This is a genomic window from Lelliottia amnigena (assembly GCF_019047465.1).
Lineage (GTDB): Bacteria > Pseudomonadota > Gammaproteobacteria > Enterobacterales > Enterobacteriaceae > Enterobacter > Enterobacter amnigenus.
In genome coordinates, this window is the sequence record NZ_CP077236.1 from 1,058,068 (window position 1) to 1,072,769 (window position 14,702).

The following is a 14,702-nucleotide window of genomic DNA, read 5'->3' on the forward strand; positions in this document are numbered from 1 at the left end:
TACCACTCCCGGCGAATTATGCGTATTATCCACAGATGCAGAGAATACAGATACATTTTCAAAACGGAACAGCGTTATGAGTGCAATCGCGCCTGGAATGATCTTCCTCGCTTACCTTTGCGGCTCCATCTCCAGCGCCATTCTGGTCTGCCGCATCGCCGGATTACCTGACCCTCGCGTCAGTGGTTCCGGGAATCCGGGGGCGACCAATGTACTACGAATTGGCGGCAAGAGAGCAGCCGTAGCGGTTTTGGTTTTTGATGTTCTGAAAGGGATGCTTCCCGTCTGGGGCGCATACGCGCTGGGCGTCACGCCGTTCTGGCTGGGGCTTATCGCCATCGCCGCCTGCGTCGGTCATATCTGGCCTATTTTCTTCCATTTTAAGGGTGGCAAAGGCGTCGCAACGGCCTTTGGTGCTATCGCGCCCATTGGCTGGGATTTAACCGGCGTGATGGCGGGCACCTGGCTTTTGAGCGTCTTACTGAGCGGCTATTCATCGCTCGGCGCGATCGTCAGCGCGCTTATCGCCCCGTTCTACGTCTGGTGGTTTAAACCCCAGTTCACTTTCCCCGTTTCGATGCTCTCGTGTCTTATTCTGCTGCGTCATCACGACAATATTCAGCGTCTGTGGCGTCGCCAGGAAACCAAAATCTGGACGAAGCTAAAAAAGAAAAAAGCACCGAAATAAAAATTATCTTAGCCCGGTACGTATAACGATATCGGGCGTTTCCTTCCTCGTATCATCATCTTTTCCTATGACAAAAAACGCCAACGGCTGATCCATACTCGAACCATTCGGGAATGCGTACACAGGGGCGAAATCTTGCAGGGCACACCAGCAAAAAAGCACACCCACGGCTGGCAGGCTTCGCTCGCGTTGCAGTTTTGTCACACCCCTGAAAAAACGGTTCTGCACTCGGCGCGACACGTCGGCCCGCTCACCGTTCAACGCCCATTTTATCCCGAAGAAGAGACCTGCCACTTGTACCTGTTGCATCCTCCGGGCGGCATTGTCGGTGGCGATGAACTCAACATTTCCGTACAGCTTGAACCAAACAGCCATGCGCTTATCACCATGCCCGGTGCCAGCAAGTTCTATCGTAGCAGCGGTCCGCAGGCACGTCTGAATCAGCACTTCTTTATAGAAGAGAACGCCACGCTGGAATGGCTGCCGCAGGACACGATCTTTTTTCCCGGTGCCAACGCCGCTTTGCAATCTGTGTTTCACCTGCATCACTCCAGCACGCTGCTGGCCTGGGAGCTGTTCTGTCTGGGCCGCCCGGTGATTAATGAAACCTTTAGCCACGGCACCATTGAAAGCCGGCTGGAGGTATGGCTGGACGATGAACCACTGTTAATTGAGCGCCAGCATCTTGCCGATGGCGATCTCGCGCCCGTGTCCAGTCAGCCGTGGATCGGCACGCTACTGTGCTATCCGGCCAGCGAGGCATTGCTGGAAAGCGTGCGGGAAAAACTCGTCACGCTGGATAATTTTGCGGGCGCGACACTCACCGATGGCCTGCTGTCGGTGCGCTTTCTTTCGCACGACAACCTGATTTGCCAGCGGGCGATGCGCGAAATCTGGCAATGTCTTCGCCCGCACGTCATCGCCAAAGCGCCCCACTCGCCCCGAATCTGGCAGACCTGAGAGAACCCTTATGGAACTGACCCCAAGAGAAAAAGACAAGCTGTTGCTGTTTACCGCCGCGCTGGTCGCGGAACGTCGCCTGGCCCGAGGCGTCACGCTCAATTACCCGGAATCGGTCGCGCTGATCAGTGCCTTCATTATGGAAGGGGCCCGCGACGGACAAACCGTGGCGGAACTCATGGAAGCCGGTCGTCATGTGCTGACGCGCGCGCAGGTGATGGAAGGCGTGCCGGAAATGATCCCGGATATTCAGGTGGAAGCCACGTTTCCGGATGGATCAAAGCTCGTCACCGTTCACAATCCGATCGTATAGGGGGAGACATGATCCCAGGCGAATATCAGATCAAACCCGGGCAGATCGCCATCAACGCGGGGCGTGAAACCCAAAGTACGATCGTCGAGAATCATGGCGACCGACCGATCCAGGTGGGGTCCCATTACCATTTTTACGAGGTCAATCCCGCGCTGAAATTTGATCGCGAAGCCACAAAAGGCTATCGCCTCAATATTCCTGCCGGTACCGCCGTGCGCTTTGAGCCGGGGCAAAAACGTGAAGTAACGCTGGTGTTGGTCGCTGGCGCACAACGCATTTTCGGTTTTCGCGGCGACGTGATGGGCGGTCTGGAGATAAAAAATGGCTGAGATTTCACGCCAGGCGTATGCCGACATGTTCGGTCCAACGACGGGCGACAAAGTACGCCTGGCCGATACAGACCTGTGGATTGAGGTCGAAAACGATCTCACGATCTACGGTGAAGAAGTGAAGTTCGGCGGCGGAAAAGTGATCCGTGACGGCATGGGCCAGGGGCAAATGACGGCGCAGGACTGTGTGGATCTGGTGCTGACCAACGCACTGATCGTCGATCACTGGGGGATCGTGAAGGCGGATATCGGCGTCAAAGACGGCAGGATCTTTGCCGTGGGCAAAGCCGGTAATCCCGATATTCAGCCCGGCGTGACAATCCCGATTGGTGCCGCGACCGAAGTGATCGCCGCCGAAGGCAAGATCGTCACCGCAGGCGGGATCGACACGCACATCCACTGGATCTGCCCGCAGCAGGCGGAAGAAGCGCTGGTTTCCGGTGTCACCACCATGATTGGCGGTGGAACAGGCCCGGCGGCCGGCACGAATGCCACCACCTGCACGCCAGGGCCGTGGTATATCGCGCGTATGCTCCAGGCGGCGGATACGCTGCCCGTCAATATAGGTCTGCTCGGCAAAGGCAACGGCTCGAATCCTGACGCGCTACGCGAGCAAATCGCAGCAGGAGCAATTGGCCTTAAAATTCACGAGGACTGGGGGTCCACGCCTGCGACGATCAACTGCTCGTTAAGCGTTGCCGAGGAGATGGACATTCAGGTGGCGCTGCACAGCGACACGCTGAACGAGGCGGGTTTTGTCGAGGACACGCTGGCCGCCATTGACGGTCGCACCATTCATACGTTTCATACCGAAGGCGCGGGCGGCGGTCATGCCCCCGATATTATCACTGCCTGCGCGCACCCCAATATTTTGCCCTCCTCCACCAATCCCACGCTGCCGTACACGGTAAATACCATCGACGAGCATCTGGACATGCTGATGGTCTGCCATCACCTCGATCCCGATATCGCCGAAGACGTGGCATTCGCGGAATCACGCATTCGCCGAGAAACCATCGCCGCAGAAGATGTCCTGCACGATATCGGCGCATTCTCGCTTACATCATCGGATTCACAAGCCATGGGGCGCGTCGGGGAAGTGATTATCCGCACCTGGCAGGTCGCGCATCGGATGAAGGTGCAACGCGGTGCGCTGGCCGAAGAATCCGGCGATAACGACAACTTCCGCGTGAAGCGTTACGTCGCGAAATACACCATCAATCCAGCGCTGACGCACGGCATCGCCCATGAGGTCGGCTCCATTGAGGCGGGAAAACTGGCGGATCTGGTGGTCTGGTCACCCGCCTTCTTTGGCGTGAAGCCCGCTTCGATTGTGAAAGGCGGGATGATTGCCTGTGCGCCGATGGGCGATATCAACGCGTCCATACCTACGCCGCAGCCCGTGCATTATCGCCCGATGTTTGGCTCGCTGGGCGCGGCACGTCATGCCACGCGCCTGACGTTTATTTCACAAGCCGCGGACGCCAACCGCATCCCGCAACAGCTCAATCTGCAAAGCGCGATTGCGGTCGTGAAAGGCTGCCGCACGGTGAAAAAAGCCGACATGATCCACAACGGTCTGCAACCGAATATCACCGTTGACGCGCAAACCTACGAGGTGCGTATCGACGGCGAACTCATTACCAGCGAGCCGGCAGACGTTTTGCCGATGGCGCAACGTTATTTTCTGTTCTGAGGAGCAACGATGATCACCTTAACCCAACGCCTTGACCATGCGCACACTGTGACCGCCAGCGTCACGCTACCGATTGATATCCGGGTGAAAAGCCGCGCCAAAGTGGAACTGAATGATGGCCGCGAAGCGGGTCTGATGCTGCCGCGCGGTCTGCTGTTACGCGGGGGGGATTTACTCTCCACGGATGACGGTAGCGAGATTATCGAAGTGATCGCCGCACAAGAATCCGTGTCCGTCGTGCGCTGTGCCGATCCTTATCTCCTCGCCCGCGCCTGTTATCACCTCGGCAACCGTCACGTGCCGCTACAAATCCTGCCCGGCGAGCTGCGCTATCACCACGATCACGTCCTTGACGATATGCTGCGTCAGTTTGATCTCGACGTCACTTTCGCGCATCTGCCGTTTGAACCGGAAGCCGGAGCCTATACCAGCGACGCCCACAGCCATTCTCACGCGCATTCGCATTAGGAACCAAATGGAACACAACCGCCAGCAGTTGCGCCTGATGCAGCTTTCCAGCAGCAGTTTGCCGGTGGGGTCGTTCACCTGGTCACAGGGGCTGGAATGGGCGGTAGAAGCGGGCTGGATTACGACCAATGCTGAGTTTAAGCGCTGGCAGATCCAGCAGATGGAACAGAGTTTTTTCTGCGTCGATTTGCCGCTGTTCATCCGCCTGTATCGCGCCTGTGAGCAGAACGACGCGGTGAGCGCCAAACGCTGGACTGCGTATCTGCTGGCCTGTCGCGAAACGCGCGAGCTGCGCGAAGAAGAACGCAACCGCGGTGCCGCGTTTACCCGACTGATTAAAAGCTGGGAACCCGACTGCCCGCAAGAATGGCTGCCGCTGTTTGCGCAAAGTCAGCTGTGTGGTTTGGCGTGGCTGGGCGTGCGCTGGGAAATAAACGCACACGAACTGGCGCTGAGCCTGGGCTATAGCTGGATCGAAAGCGCGGTGATGGCGGGCGTCAAACTGGTGCCATTCGGGCAACAGGCTGCGCAGCAGTTGATCATAGAGCTGAGCGACCATTTTGCCGCTGGGCTTGAACACGCGTGGCGACGCGGCGATGAGGAGCTGGGCGCAGCAACGCCGCTTTCAGCCATTGCGTCGGCACGTCACGAAACACAATATTCACGGTTATTCCGATCATGAGGTTTCACAATGGCTGAATATAAACATCCCCTGCGCGTTGGCGTGGGCGGCCCGGTGGGTTCGGGCAAAACCGCACTTCTGGAAGCGCTGTGCAAAGCAATGCGTGACCAATACCAGCTGGCGGTGGTGACCAACGATATTTACACCAAAGAGGATCAGCGCATCCTGACCGAAGCGGGCGCGCTGGAGCCGGATCGGATCGTCGGAGTGGAAACGGGAGGCTGTCCGCATACCGCGATTCGCGAAGATGCGTCGATGAATCTCGCCGCCGTCGAAGCGCTCAGCGAAAAGTTCGGCAATTTGGATCTGATTTTTGTCGAAAGCGGCGGTGATAACTTAAGCGCAACGTTTAGCCCGGAGCTGGCGGATCTGACGATTTACGTCATCGACGTGGCGGAAGGCGAAAAGATCCCGCGTAAAGGCGGGCCGGGGATCACGAAATCCGATTTTCTGGTGATCAACAAAACCGATCTGGCACCTTACGTGGGCGCATCGCTGGAGGTCATGGAACGGGATACGAACCGGATGCGCGGCGAACGCCCGTGGACGTTTACCAATCTGAAAGTTGGCGACGGTCTGAGTAAGATTATTGGATTTTTGGAAGACAAAGGAATGTTGAAGGTGTAATGAATCGCCCGGCCAGCAGGATTGCCGCCGGGCAAAACCGTTACGCTGCTGGCAGCTCCGCCAGCGGCCAGCGCGGACGCACTGACACGCTCAAATCGGCCGTCGCACCGCCTTTCACGCGCACCATACCCGCATAGGCGATCATGGCACCGTTATCGGTACAAAACTCCGGACGCGCGTAAAACACTTCACCGCGACGTTTTTGCATCATCTCCGCCAGCCGGGTCCGCAACGTGCGGTTAGCGCTGACGCCACCCGCCATCACCAGACGCTTAAAGCCGGTCTGATCCAGCGCGCGTTTGCACTTGATCATCAACGTATCCACGACGGCATCTTCAAAAGCGCGAGCGATATCAGCGCGGGTCTGATCGTCGTTTTCGTTATTGCGGATCGTGTTCGCAGCAAAGGTTTTCAGACCGGAGAAGCTGAAATCCAGCCCTGGACGATCGGTCATCGGACGCGGAAAGACAAAGCGTTTTTCGACACCCTGCGACGCCAGTTTAGAGAGCATCGGGCCGCCAGGATAATCCAGGCCGAGCAGTTTGGCGGTTTTGTCGAATGCTTCACCGGCGGCATCATCGATGGACTCGCCCAGCAGTTCATACTCGCCAATACCCGTCACGCTGATAAGCTGGGTATGACCGCCAGACACCAGCAGCGCCACAAACGGGAATTCCGGAGGATTGTCTTCGAGCATCGGTGCCAGAAGGTGCCCTTCCATGTGGTGAACCGGAATGGCAGGCACATCCCACGCAAACGCCAGCGAGCGTCCAATCGTCGCGCCCACCAAAAGTGCACCCACCAGGCCAGGGCCTGCGGTGTAGGCGACTGCATCGATATCTTTCGCGGTTAACCCCGACTCTTTTAACGCCGCCTGAATCAGCGGAACCGTTTTACGCACATGGTCACGAGAAGCCAGTTCAGGCACCACTCCGCCGTAATCAGCGTGCAATTTCACCTGACTATACAGTTGGTTGGCTAACAGGCCTTTTTCGTCGTCGTAAATGGCGATGCCGGTTTCATCGCAGGATGTTTCAATACCCAGTACACGCATGGCTAATTTTACCTCTTTTCAATACCGCGCAGTTTAGGTCGATTGCGAGGTGATGTATACCCTCAGGAGTGCAGCGCCGACACTGCGGATCCCCGGTAGCGCAGGAACAACGAGGTCAATGGGGTGAGAAAGGCAAGCAAACGGGCCTGTCGTTTGACTGGCAAAAGGGGTAAAACTTTGTTCGCCCCAGGAAGATCGGTCGTGTATACTCCCTTTCCTTATAAAAGTCCCTTTCAAAATCGCGCCGGTGCTTTACAAAGCAGCAGCAATTGCAGTAAAATTCCGCACCATTTTGAAATAAGCTGGCGTTGATGCCAGCGGCAAACCGAATTTATTAAAGGTGAGAGTTACATGCCGGTAATTAAAGTACGTGAAAACGAGCCGTTCGACGTAGCACTGCGTCGCTTCAAGCGTTCATGCGAGAAAGCAGGTGTTCTGGCGGAAGTTCGTCGTCGTGAGTTCTATGAAAAACCGACTACCGAACGTAAACGCGCTAAAGCTTCTGCTGTGAAACGTCACGCGAAGAAACTGGCTCGCGAAAACGCACGCCGTACTCGTCTGTACTAATCTGTTGGGGGTTTGCGCCCTCAATTGACAGACCGAGTTGTAGTCGTAAGGCCGTGCTTCCGAAAGGAATGCGCGGCTTATTTTCGTTTATGAATCTGCATTTACGCAAAATTATTCGCACTGTATCAAGGTGGCAAATGTGTAAATCTCGGGCGCTTACACAAGTAAGTGACAGGGGTGAACGCACGTAGCCGACGCAGAGACAGTTTGAAGGATGACGTGTAAAAAACGGGGCTTATGGCTGGACGAATTCCACGCGTTTTCATCAATGACCTGTTGGCCAGAACCGACATCGTCGATCTCATCGACGCGCGGGTAAAGCTAAAAAAACAGGGCAAGAACTACCACGCGTGCTGTCCGTTCCATAACGAAAAAACCCCCTCTTTCACCGTAAATGGTGAAAAACAGTTTTACCACTGCTTCGGCTGTGGCGCACACGGTAACGCCGTCGATTTTTTGATGAACTACGACAAACTTGAGTTCGTAGAAACCGTCGAAGAACTGGCCGCAATGCATAACCTTGAAGTGCCTTATGAAGCGGGCAGCGGTCCAACACAGATAGAGCGCCATCAACGGCAAACGCTGTATCAGTTGATGGAAGGCCTGAATTCTTTTTACCAACAGTCTTTGAAGCAATCTGCCGCTGAGCCTGCGCGTCAATATTTGAACCAGCGCGGATTAAGCGACGACGTTATTGCGCGTTTCGCTATTGGTTACGCCCCTCCCGGCTGGGACAACGTGTTAAAGCGTTTTGGCGGCAATAGCGAAGATCGTAAATCGTTGATCGATGCGGGCATGCTGGTCACCAACGACCAGGGACGAAGCTACGACCGCTTCCGCGAGCGGGTGATGTTCCCCATTCGCGATAAGCGAGGCCGGGTGATTGGGTTTGGTGGACGCGTGCTGGGCGATGCCCTGCCGAAATACCTCAACTCCCCGGAAACCGATATTTTCCACAAAGGTCGCCAGCTTTATGGCCTTTATGAAGCCCAACAGGATAATGCTGAACCCCGGCGTTTACTGGTGGTCGAAGGCTATATGGACGTGGTTGCACTGGCACAGTTCGATATCAACTACGCGGTCGCGTCGTTGGGAACGTCCACCACTGCCGACCACATTCAGCTGCTGTTCAGAGCGACGAATAACGTTATCTGTTGTTACGACGGAGACCGTGCCGGACGCGAAGCCGCCTGGCGCGCCCTGGAAACGGCACTGCCTTATATGACCGATGGGCGTCAGTTACGCTTTATGTTCCTGCCCGACGGTGAAGATCCCGATACGCTGGTGCGTAAAGAAGGCAAAGAGGCGTTCGAAGCGCGGATGGAGCTGGCTCAGCCGCTCTCCACGTTTTTGTTTAACAGCCTGATGCCGCAGGTAGATTTGAGCACGCCAGATGGCCGTGCGCAGCTCAGTACGCTGGCGCTGCCGTTGATTACTCAGGTTCCAGGCGAAACGCTACGTATCTATTTGCGACAGGAACTCGGCAACAAGCTTGGCATTCTGGATGACAGCCAGCTTGAACGTTTAATGCCGAAACTGTCTGAAAACGGCGCGGTTCGCCCCGCTCCACAGCTAAAACGCACAACCATGCGTATACTGATAGGGTTACTGGTTCAAAACCCGGAATTGGCACCGCAAGTGCCGTCGCTGGTCGGATTGAATCATGAGAAGTTGCCCGGGCTCGGTTTATTTTCAGAACTGGTTAACACCTGTTTGTCACAGCCAGGACTGACCACCGGACAGCTTTTAGAGCATTATCGCGGCACAAAAGAGTCCGCAACCCTTGAAAAACTGTCGATGTGGGACGATATAGCAGATAAGGATATTGCAGAAAAAACGTTCACCGACTCGCTGAACCATATGTTTGATTCGATGCTTGAGCTGCGCCAGGAAGAGTTAATCGCTCGCGAGCGCACACACGGTTTAAGCAGCGAAGAACGCCGGGAACTCTGGATGTTAAACCAGGAACTGGCCAAGAAATAAACTGAAAGACAACATCATTCGAGTTGCATTAAGTCAGCAAGCGAACGCAGAGACAACTTGAAAGATAAAAGAATTTAACGGCTTAAATGCCGAATATCGATCGGGAAGCCCCCGGCAGCCGCACTGAGAGGCAGCGGCACAAATATAAGTACGCCCTCGCTTTAAATGTTGGTAGCAGCACCGCCGACACCAAATAAACGAAATAAGTGTGGATACCGTCTTATGGAGCAAAACCCGCAGTCACAGCTGAAACTTCTTGTCCAACGCGGTAAGGAGCAAGGCTATCTGACCTATGCCGAGGTCAATGACCATCTGCCGGAAGATATCGTCGATTCAGATCAAATCGAAGACATCATCCAAATGATCAATGACATGGGTATTCAGGTGATGGAAGAAGCACCCGATGCCGATGATCTGTTGCTGGCTGAAAACTCCAACAACACCGATGAAGACGCTGAAGAAGCCGCTGCACAGGTTCTGTCCAGCGTTGAATCTGAAATCGGTCGTACCACTGACCCGGTGCGCATGTACATGCGCGAAATGGGTACCGTTGAGCTGCTGACCCGTGAAGGCGAAATCGACATCGCGAAACGCATCGAAGACGGGATCAATCAGGTTCAGTGTTCTGTTGCCGAGTACCCGGAAGCGATCACCTATCTGCTGGAACAGTACGATCGCGTAGAGGCTGAAGAGGCGCGTCTTTCCGACATCATCACCGGTTTCGTCGATCCTAACGCTGAAGAAGAAGTCGCTCCGACTGCTACTCACGTTGGCTCTGAGCTCACTAAAGAAGAGCGCGAAGAGAACGAGGAAGAAGACGAAGAAGACGAAGAAGAAGAAGACGACAACAGCATCGATCCTGAGCTGGCTCGCGAGAAGTTTGGCGAACTGCGTACGCAGTACGAACTGGCCCGCGACACCATCAAAGCGAAAGGCCGTAGTCACGCCGCTGCGAAGGAAGAGATCCAGAAGCTGTCTGACGTGTTCAAGCAGTTCCGCCTGGTGCCTAAGCAGTTTGATTACCTGGTCAACAGCATGCGCGTCATGATGGATCGCGTGCGTACCCAGGAACGCATCATCATGAAACTGTGCGTTGAACAGTGCAAAATGCCGAAGAAAAACTTCATCACACTGTTCACCGGCAACGAAACCAGCGAAACCTGGTTCAACGCCGCTATCGCCATGAACAAACCGTGGTCTGAAAAGCTGCACGACGTCTCTGATGACGTTCAGCGCGGCTTGCAGAAACTGCGTCAGATTGAAGAAGAGACCGGCCTGACCATCGAGCAGGTGAAAGACATCAACCGTCGTATGTCTATCGGCGAAGCGAAAGCCCGTCGTGCGAAGAAAGAGATGGTTGAGGCAAACTTGCGTCTGGTTATTTCTATCGCCAAGAAATACACCAACCGCGGTCTGCAGTTCCTGGATCTGATTCAGGAAGGCAACATCGGTCTGATGAAAGCGGTAGATAAGTTTGAATACCGTCGTGGTTATAAGTTCTCCACCTACGCAACATGGTGGATTCGTCAGGCGATTACCCGCTCTATCGCGGATCAGGCGCGCACCATCCGTATTCCGGTGCATATGATTGAGACAATTAACAAACTCAACCGTATTTCTCGCCAGATGTTGCAAGAGATGGGCCGCGAGCCAACGCCGGAAGAACTGGCTGAACGCATGTTGATGCCGGAAGACAAGATCCGTAAAGTGCTGAAAATCGCGAAAGAGCCAATCTCCATGGAAACGCCAATCGGCGATGATGAAGATTCGCATCTGGGTGATTTCATTGAGGATACCACCCTCGAGCTGCCGCTGGACTCTGCCACCACCGAGAGCCTGCGTGCTGCCACTCACGACGTTCTGGCTGGCCTGACCGCACGTGAAGCGAAAGTCCTGCGTATGCGTTTCGGTATCGACATGAATACCGACCACACGCTGGAAGAAGTGGGTAAACAGTTCGACGTAACGCGCGAACGTATTCGTCAGATCGAAGCGAAGGCACTGCGCAAACTGCGCCACCCAAGCCGCTCTGAAGTTTTACGTAGCTTCCTGGACGATTAATCGCCCCGGAACTCAAAAAAGCTCCCTACGGGGAGCTTTTTTTATGCCTGTACAGAGCCAAACCCGTGGATTTATTCTCTTAAAAGAACGTGAAGATGAGCGAACGGCCAGAACTGCATTATCTTCCCCGCACCACCAGTGCTTCATCCAGTTCCCGATAGGCTTCCACCAGTTTATCCAGCGTCGCTCTGTTGAGCCCGCTCGGATTGGGCAGCACCCACACCTGGGTCATGCCGATCGTGATACTCTGCTTGCCCCATTGCGCCCCGCGCTGACTAAACGCCTGCTCATACGCCTGCTTACCGAGGATCGCCAGCGCTGCAGGCTGATAGTCCTCAATCTTTTTGACCAATTCCCTGCCGCCGCTGCGCAATTCGTGCAGATTCACCTCATTCGCCTGTACCGTGGGTCGCTCGACCAGCATAGTAATACCGCAGCGGGTATCCAGCAGATGCTGCTCCTCTTCTGGCTTCAGAAGCCTGTCGGTAAATCCGGCCTGATGAATCACCTTCCAGAAGCGATTCCCAGGATGGGCAAAGTGAAAACCCGTGTGCGCCGATGACTTACCCGGGTTGATCCCGCAGAACACCACCCGTAGCCCGGGCGCAAGAATATCGTTGATCATCCCATTCTCCGATCAATACATCAGGTAGTTAGTATAAAGGATTGATTATGCATTGTTTATAAAAACAGCAGGCAGGTGTGAATGGCTGGATTGCGCGGCTGAGTTACTTTATAATTCACCGCCACGGCCCCTTAGCTCAGTGGTTAGAGCAGGCGACTCATAATCGCTTGGTCGCTGGTTCAAGTCCAGCAGGGGCCACCAAATAAAACAAGGAGTTAGATGAGAAATCGTCTGACTCCTTTTTCATTTTATACGAATCGGGTCAGGTAATGGGTCAGGTAAGGAATTACCTCCCTGCCCTCTTCATCTCGCTGCCAGCATCCCCGGGTAGTGCTTCGCCACAATATCATTCATCTTTTCTGTCAGATCGTACCGCTTAAAAGTGATGTGCGCGGTTCCTTTCTGAAAGTAACGGAAACTGAAGAAATCATCTTCGTAAACATCCTTCGAAGGGTTGTCCCGAATATGCTCCATCAATCGAGTAGTAACATCGCCACGATTGTCGGGTATCGGTTTACCATCCAGCAGAAATAGCATTCGCTCCAGATCCGCTAGTTGATCCCGACGCCAACCCCAGTTCAGACTAAATCCCCAGCGGCTATGCGTCACCAGATTGTTGACGATGATCTTTTTACCAAAGCTGCAGGGACTATTGGTTTTGTAATCCCACGACAGCCCTTTGAAGACATTGATTACGCCACGTTCGAAGACGTCCATTTTGTTCAGATGTAGCTGCTCAAAAGTACTGAGGATATTGGCTTCGCTGATGGCTGGAATATTATCGCCCTCAAGATTTCTGTCCCACTGCTCCCTGGCCTGGGCATCCATCAGGCTGAGCATTCCTGATTTTTTCATCAAATCTCGCCATATACTGCGATCAAGATTGCGGGTAATGACGTCCATGGCCGTTGCCATTCTCTCCATTAACCAGCAACCCGATCGAAAGTCTTGTCGCATGCCCCAGTCTTTTGCCATCCCACCACCAAGACTGCGGGTCAGTGTCGAGATGTCATCAAGTTGCCGGATGAGGGATTCAATCTGTACCAGCGCAGCATTGCGGCCTGTAACAATACGTTCAATGCTGGTGGAACAGATAAGCTCATTGTGTTCCGTTAATACATCGGATTCTGTTTGCATCGTTAATTGTCCGTAAAAGCAAACACGCCTGCCGGAATTGGCAGGCGCATTATGCGATGAATAAAAAGGGTGGAAAGTACAGAGGTAAAAATCAGGAATGAGGCTCGAAGAATTTACGTGTTTATTAATCCGGTAGCTCGCCTTGCTCTGAGAATATCGGTAGCGGTCAGGAATGGCGTCTGCTCCTGCCAGGTAAATCCTTTGCGGTCGGTGCGCACCAGCTCATAACGTTCCACCAGGAAATTCACCGCATCAGCCAATGTTATTCCCGCTTCGATATGCTCCTGGATGGCCGCGTCATCATGGAATGGCGTGTCGTTAAGTGTCAGACCGTAATGGTGTTCTAACAGGTACGTTAACAGTTGCTGCCAGACCTGCACGGGCGACAGGCGTGACAAAACCGGCACCGTGACCGGTACAGTTGAGGTTTGCATGAGTTGAGTCTCTTAATAAAGGAGGAAAAGGTTTGAAGAATTACGATGCAGGGATAAAGCTAAAAATCAGTCTTTAACCTGTTTTGAGGGATAAATTGCGATATATACAAACCCATGACTACCCAGCGTATCGGCTTCACAGGTCAACCCGTTACGGTACAGCGTGACGCAGTGCGCGTACCGGGGATTCAGTTCACAGGAGAGCAGCATCAGCTCCAGATGTGCGACAAAATGAGGGAAGGCTTCATCCAGTTGTAGGGCCTGTACCTCACTGAACATACCGGTGAATCCTGCCCAGTCCGCCAGAAAATGCAGACGATGGCCTTCCTGCACCAGCCGTGCTCCAAAACACGGTGTGATCTCTCGTTTAAGACCCCAGGTTTGTGTAACGTCTTTATTCATAATTTTATTCCTGTTTAAAGAAGACCATGTTCGGCGAAAGAGAATATCTGCCTGCCGCCGACAATCAGATGGTCTGGCACCCGGATTTCCACCAGCATCAGCGCCTGTACCAGACGCTGGGTGATGGCTTTGTCTGCCTGGCTCGGCGCAACCTCCCCGGATGGGTGGTTATGGGCAAATATCACTGCTGCCGCGTTAAAGTACAGGGCGCGTTTCACCACCTCGCGGGGATGGACTTCAGTGTGACTGATAGTGCCGGTGAACAGTGTTTCATGGGCAAGCAGCTGGTTCTGGTTATTGAGGTACAGCACGACAAATTCTTCCCGCTCAAGGGTGCCCATCTTCAGCCTGAGCCAGTCGCGTGCGGTCTGTGTGGAGGTGAATGCCACACCCGGTTCGCGCAGGTGCTGGTCAAGCAGACTCAGGGCGCGTTTGATGGTACGCAGTGAGGTCAACGGTAGTTCTGGCGTAAACAAGGTCAGTTGTTTCTCCATGGCAAAACTCCTAATCAATGGTTGTAAGGATGGCACTGGATTCGGTACGGAGACGTAATGGGTGTATTCGAGCAGGCAGATGGCAATACCTGTGCGAAATGTATGAGGATACGAAGCCAGTAATGAACCAGTGGTTCATACCCAATCAGAGTGTTAAAAATAAAAAATCTCGCAATCCAGTG

General features: G+C 54.1%; 17 protein-coding genes and 1 tRNA gene. 12 read left to right on the top strand and 6 right to left on the bottom strand.

All coding sequences use genetic code 11. From position 1 onward, the window contains the following. Positions 1 to 76: 76 nt before the first annotated feature. From plsY to ureG, 8 genes are all read left to right on the top strand, one after another. Complete coding sequence (gene plsY, locus I6L74_RS04950; protein ID WP_059177473.1) at positions 77 to 688, top strand: glycerol-3-phosphate 1-O-acyltransferase PlsY; 612 nt, start codon at positions 77 to 79, stop codon at positions 686 to 688. Positions 689 to 823: 135 nt separating this feature from the next. Then, a complete protein-coding gene (locus I6L74_RS04955; RefSeq protein ID WP_059177472.1) occupies positions 824 to 1,648 on the top strand; it encodes an urease accessory protein UreD in 825 nt (274 codons plus the stop codon). A 10-nt stretch (positions 1,649 to 1,658) separates the two neighbouring features. Beyond that, entirely contained in the window at positions 1,659 to 1,961 is a 303-nt protein-coding gene (locus tag I6L74_RS04960) for an urease subunit gamma (RefSeq protein WP_015960451.1), read from the top strand. Positions 1,962 to 1,969: 8 nt separating this feature from the next. After that, positions 1,970 to 2,290 (top strand): urease subunit beta, encoded by a 321-nt coding sequence (locus I6L74_RS04965; RefSeq protein WP_059177471.1) that lies wholly within the window; start codon positions 1,970 to 1,972, stop codon positions 2,288 to 2,290. Beyond that, on the top strand, positions 2,283 to 3,986 hold the full coding sequence (ureC, locus tag I6L74_RS04970; RefSeq protein WP_059177470.1) for an urease subunit alpha: 1,704 nt from the start codon (positions 2,283 to 2,285) through the stop codon (positions 3,984 to 3,986). Before I6L74_RS04965 ends, ureC begins: the two co-directional genes overlap by 8 nt. A gap of 9 nt (positions 3,987 to 3,995) precedes the next feature. Next, complete coding sequence (gene ureE, locus I6L74_RS04975; protein ID WP_059177469.1) at positions 3,996 to 4,454, top strand: urease accessory protein UreE; 459 nt, start codon at positions 3,996 to 3,998, stop codon at positions 4,452 to 4,454. Positions 4,455 to 4,461: 7 nt separating this feature from the next. Then, positions 4,462 to 5,136 carry an urease accessory protein UreF gene (locus I6L74_RS04980; RefSeq protein WP_059177468.1) on the top strand — a complete coding sequence of 225 codons (675 nt, stop codon included), beginning with the start codon at positions 4,462 to 4,464 and terminating at the stop codon, positions 5,134 to 5,136. Positions 5,137 to 5,145: 9 nt separating this feature from the next. Further along, complete coding sequence (gene ureG / locus I6L74_RS04985) at positions 5,146 to 5,763, top strand: urease accessory protein UreG (protein WP_059177467.1); 618 nt, start codon at positions 5,146 to 5,148, stop codon at positions 5,761 to 5,763. 40 nt (positions 5,764 to 5,803) lie between these two features. Here the strand turns inward: ureG and tsaD are convergent, their stop codons facing one another. Further along, complete coding sequence (tsaD, locus tag I6L74_RS04990; protein WP_059177466.1) at positions 5,804 to 6,817, bottom strand: tRNA (adenosine(37)-N6)-threonylcarbamoyltransferase complex transferase subunit TsaD; 1,014 nt, start codon at positions 6,815 to 6,817, stop codon at positions 5,804 to 5,806. Between the two features lie 351 nt (positions 6,818 to 7,168). On the opposite strand from tsaD, the gene rpsU reads away from it, so the two are divergent. The 3 genes from rpsU (at position 7,169) to rpoD (ending at position 11,428) form a co-directional block, all read left to right on the top strand. Continuing rightward, complete coding sequence (gene rpsU, locus I6L74_RS04995; RefSeq protein WP_001144069.1) at positions 7,169 to 7,384, top strand: 30S ribosomal protein S21; 216 nt, start codon at positions 7,169 to 7,171, stop codon at positions 7,382 to 7,384. A gap of 237 nt (positions 7,385 to 7,621) precedes the next feature. Further along, positions 7,622 to 9,367, top strand: a complete 1,746-nt coding sequence (gene dnaG / locus I6L74_RS05000; RefSeq protein ID WP_059177465.1) for a DNA primase — start codon at positions 7,622 to 7,624, stop codon at positions 9,365 to 9,367. 165 nt (positions 9,368 to 9,532) lie between these two features. Next, entirely contained in the window at positions 9,533 to 11,428 is a 1,896-nt protein-coding gene (rpoD, locus tag I6L74_RS05005; RefSeq protein ID WP_072241722.1) for an RNA polymerase sigma factor RpoD, read from the top strand. 118 nt (positions 11,429 to 11,546) lie between these two features. Here rpoD and mug read toward each other — a convergent pair whose 3' ends face one another. Continuing rightward, positions 11,547 to 12,053, bottom strand: a complete 507-nt coding sequence (gene mug, locus I6L74_RS05010) for a G/U mismatch-specific DNA glycosylase (RefSeq protein WP_059177464.1) — start codon at positions 12,051 to 12,053, stop codon at positions 11,547 to 11,549. Positions 12,054 to 12,178: 125 nt separating this feature from the next. On the opposite strand from mug, the gene I6L74_RS05015 reads away from it, so the two are divergent. Further along, positions 12,179 to 12,254, top strand: a tRNA-Ile gene (locus I6L74_RS05015). A 102-nt stretch (positions 12,255 to 12,356) separates the two neighbouring features. On the opposite strand, the gene I6L74_RS05020 is transcribed toward I6L74_RS05015, so the two are convergent. The 4 genes from I6L74_RS05020 to radC form a co-directional block, all read right to left on the bottom strand. After that, the gene (locus tag I6L74_RS05020) at positions 12,357 to 13,190 is read right to left on the bottom strand and encodes a DUF4942 domain-containing protein (RefSeq protein WP_059177463.1); all 834 of its coding nucleotides are present in this window, start codon (positions 13,188 to 13,190) and stop codon (positions 12,357 to 12,359) included. A 113-nt stretch (positions 13,191 to 13,303) separates the two neighbouring features. After that, a complete protein-coding gene (locus I6L74_RS05025; RefSeq protein WP_059177462.1) occupies positions 13,304 to 13,624 on the bottom strand; it encodes a TA system toxin CbtA family protein in 321 nt (106 codons plus the stop codon). Between the two features lie 66 nt (positions 13,625 to 13,690). After that, positions 13,691 to 14,026, bottom strand: coding sequence for a type IV toxin-antitoxin system YeeU family antitoxin (locus tag I6L74_RS05030; RefSeq protein ID WP_059177461.1), 336 nt, complete (start codon positions 14,024 to 14,026; stop codon positions 13,691 to 13,693). A gap of 14 nt (positions 14,027 to 14,040) precedes the next feature. Beyond that, positions 14,041 to 14,520, bottom strand: coding sequence for a RadC family protein (gene radC, locus I6L74_RS05035; protein ID WP_059177460.1), 480 nt, complete (start codon positions 14,518 to 14,520; stop codon positions 14,041 to 14,043). Positions 14,521 to 14,702: the final 182 nt, after the last annotated feature.

What these genes read in the sequence shown, in the direction of transcription:
- rpoD (WP_072241722.1), top strand. Translation starts at nt 9,533, where the DNA reads ATGTTGGTAGCAGCACCGCCGACACCAAATAAACGAAATAAGTGTGGA.
- plsY (WP_059177473.1), top strand. Translation starts at nt 77, where the DNA reads ATGAGTGCAATCGCGCCTGGAATGATCTTCCTCGCTTACCTTTGCGGC.
- tsaD (WP_059177466.1), bottom strand. Translation starts at nt 6,817, where the DNA reads ATGCGTGTACTGGGTATTGAAACATCCTGCGATGAAACCGGCATCGCC.
- I6L74_RS05020 (WP_059177463.1), bottom strand. Translation starts at nt 13,190, where the DNA reads ATGCAAACAGAATCCGATGTATTAACGGAACACAATGAGCTTATCTGT.
- ureC (WP_059177470.1), top strand. Translation starts at nt 2,283, where the DNA reads ATGGCTGAGATTTCACGCCAGGCGTATGCCGACATGTTCGGTCCAACG.
- I6L74_RS04980 (WP_059177468.1), top strand. Translation starts at nt 4,462, where the DNA reads ATGGAACACAACCGCCAGCAGTTGCGCCTGATGCAGCTTTCCAGCAGC.
- I6L74_RS05025 (WP_059177462.1), bottom strand. Translation starts at nt 13,624, where the DNA reads ATGCAAACCTCAACTGTACCGGTCACGGTGCCGGTTTTGTCACGCCTG.
- radC (WP_059177460.1), bottom strand. Translation starts at nt 14,520, where the DNA reads ATGGAGAAACAACTGACCTTGTTTACGCCAGAACTACCGTTGACCTCA.
- mug (WP_059177464.1), bottom strand. Translation starts at nt 12,053, where the DNA reads ATGATCAACGATATTCTTGCGCCCGGGCTACGGGTGGTGTTCTGCGGG.
- rpsU (WP_001144069.1), top strand. Translation starts at nt 7,169, where the DNA reads ATGCCGGTAATTAAAGTACGTGAAAACGAGCCGTTCGACGTAGCACTG.
- I6L74_RS05030 (WP_059177461.1), bottom strand. Translation starts at nt 14,026, where the DNA reads ATGAATAAAGACGTTACACAAACCTGGGGTCTTAAACGAGAGATCACA.
- I6L74_RS04965 (WP_059177471.1), top strand. Translation starts at nt 1,970, where the DNA reads ATGATCCCAGGCGAATATCAGATCAAACCCGGGCAGATCGCCATCAAC.
- ureG (WP_059177467.1), top strand. Translation starts at nt 5,146, where the DNA reads ATGGCTGAATATAAACATCCCCTGCGCGTTGGCGTGGGCGGCCCGGTG.
- dnaG (WP_059177465.1), top strand. Translation starts at nt 7,622, where the DNA reads ATGGCTGGACGAATTCCACGCGTTTTCATCAATGACCTGTTGGCCAGA.
- ureE (WP_059177469.1), top strand. Translation starts at nt 3,996, where the DNA reads ATGATCACCTTAACCCAACGCCTTGACCATGCGCACACTGTGACCGCC.
- I6L74_RS04960 (WP_015960451.1), top strand. Translation starts at nt 1,659, where the DNA reads ATGGAACTGACCCCAAGAGAAAAAGACAAGCTGTTGCTGTTTACCGCC.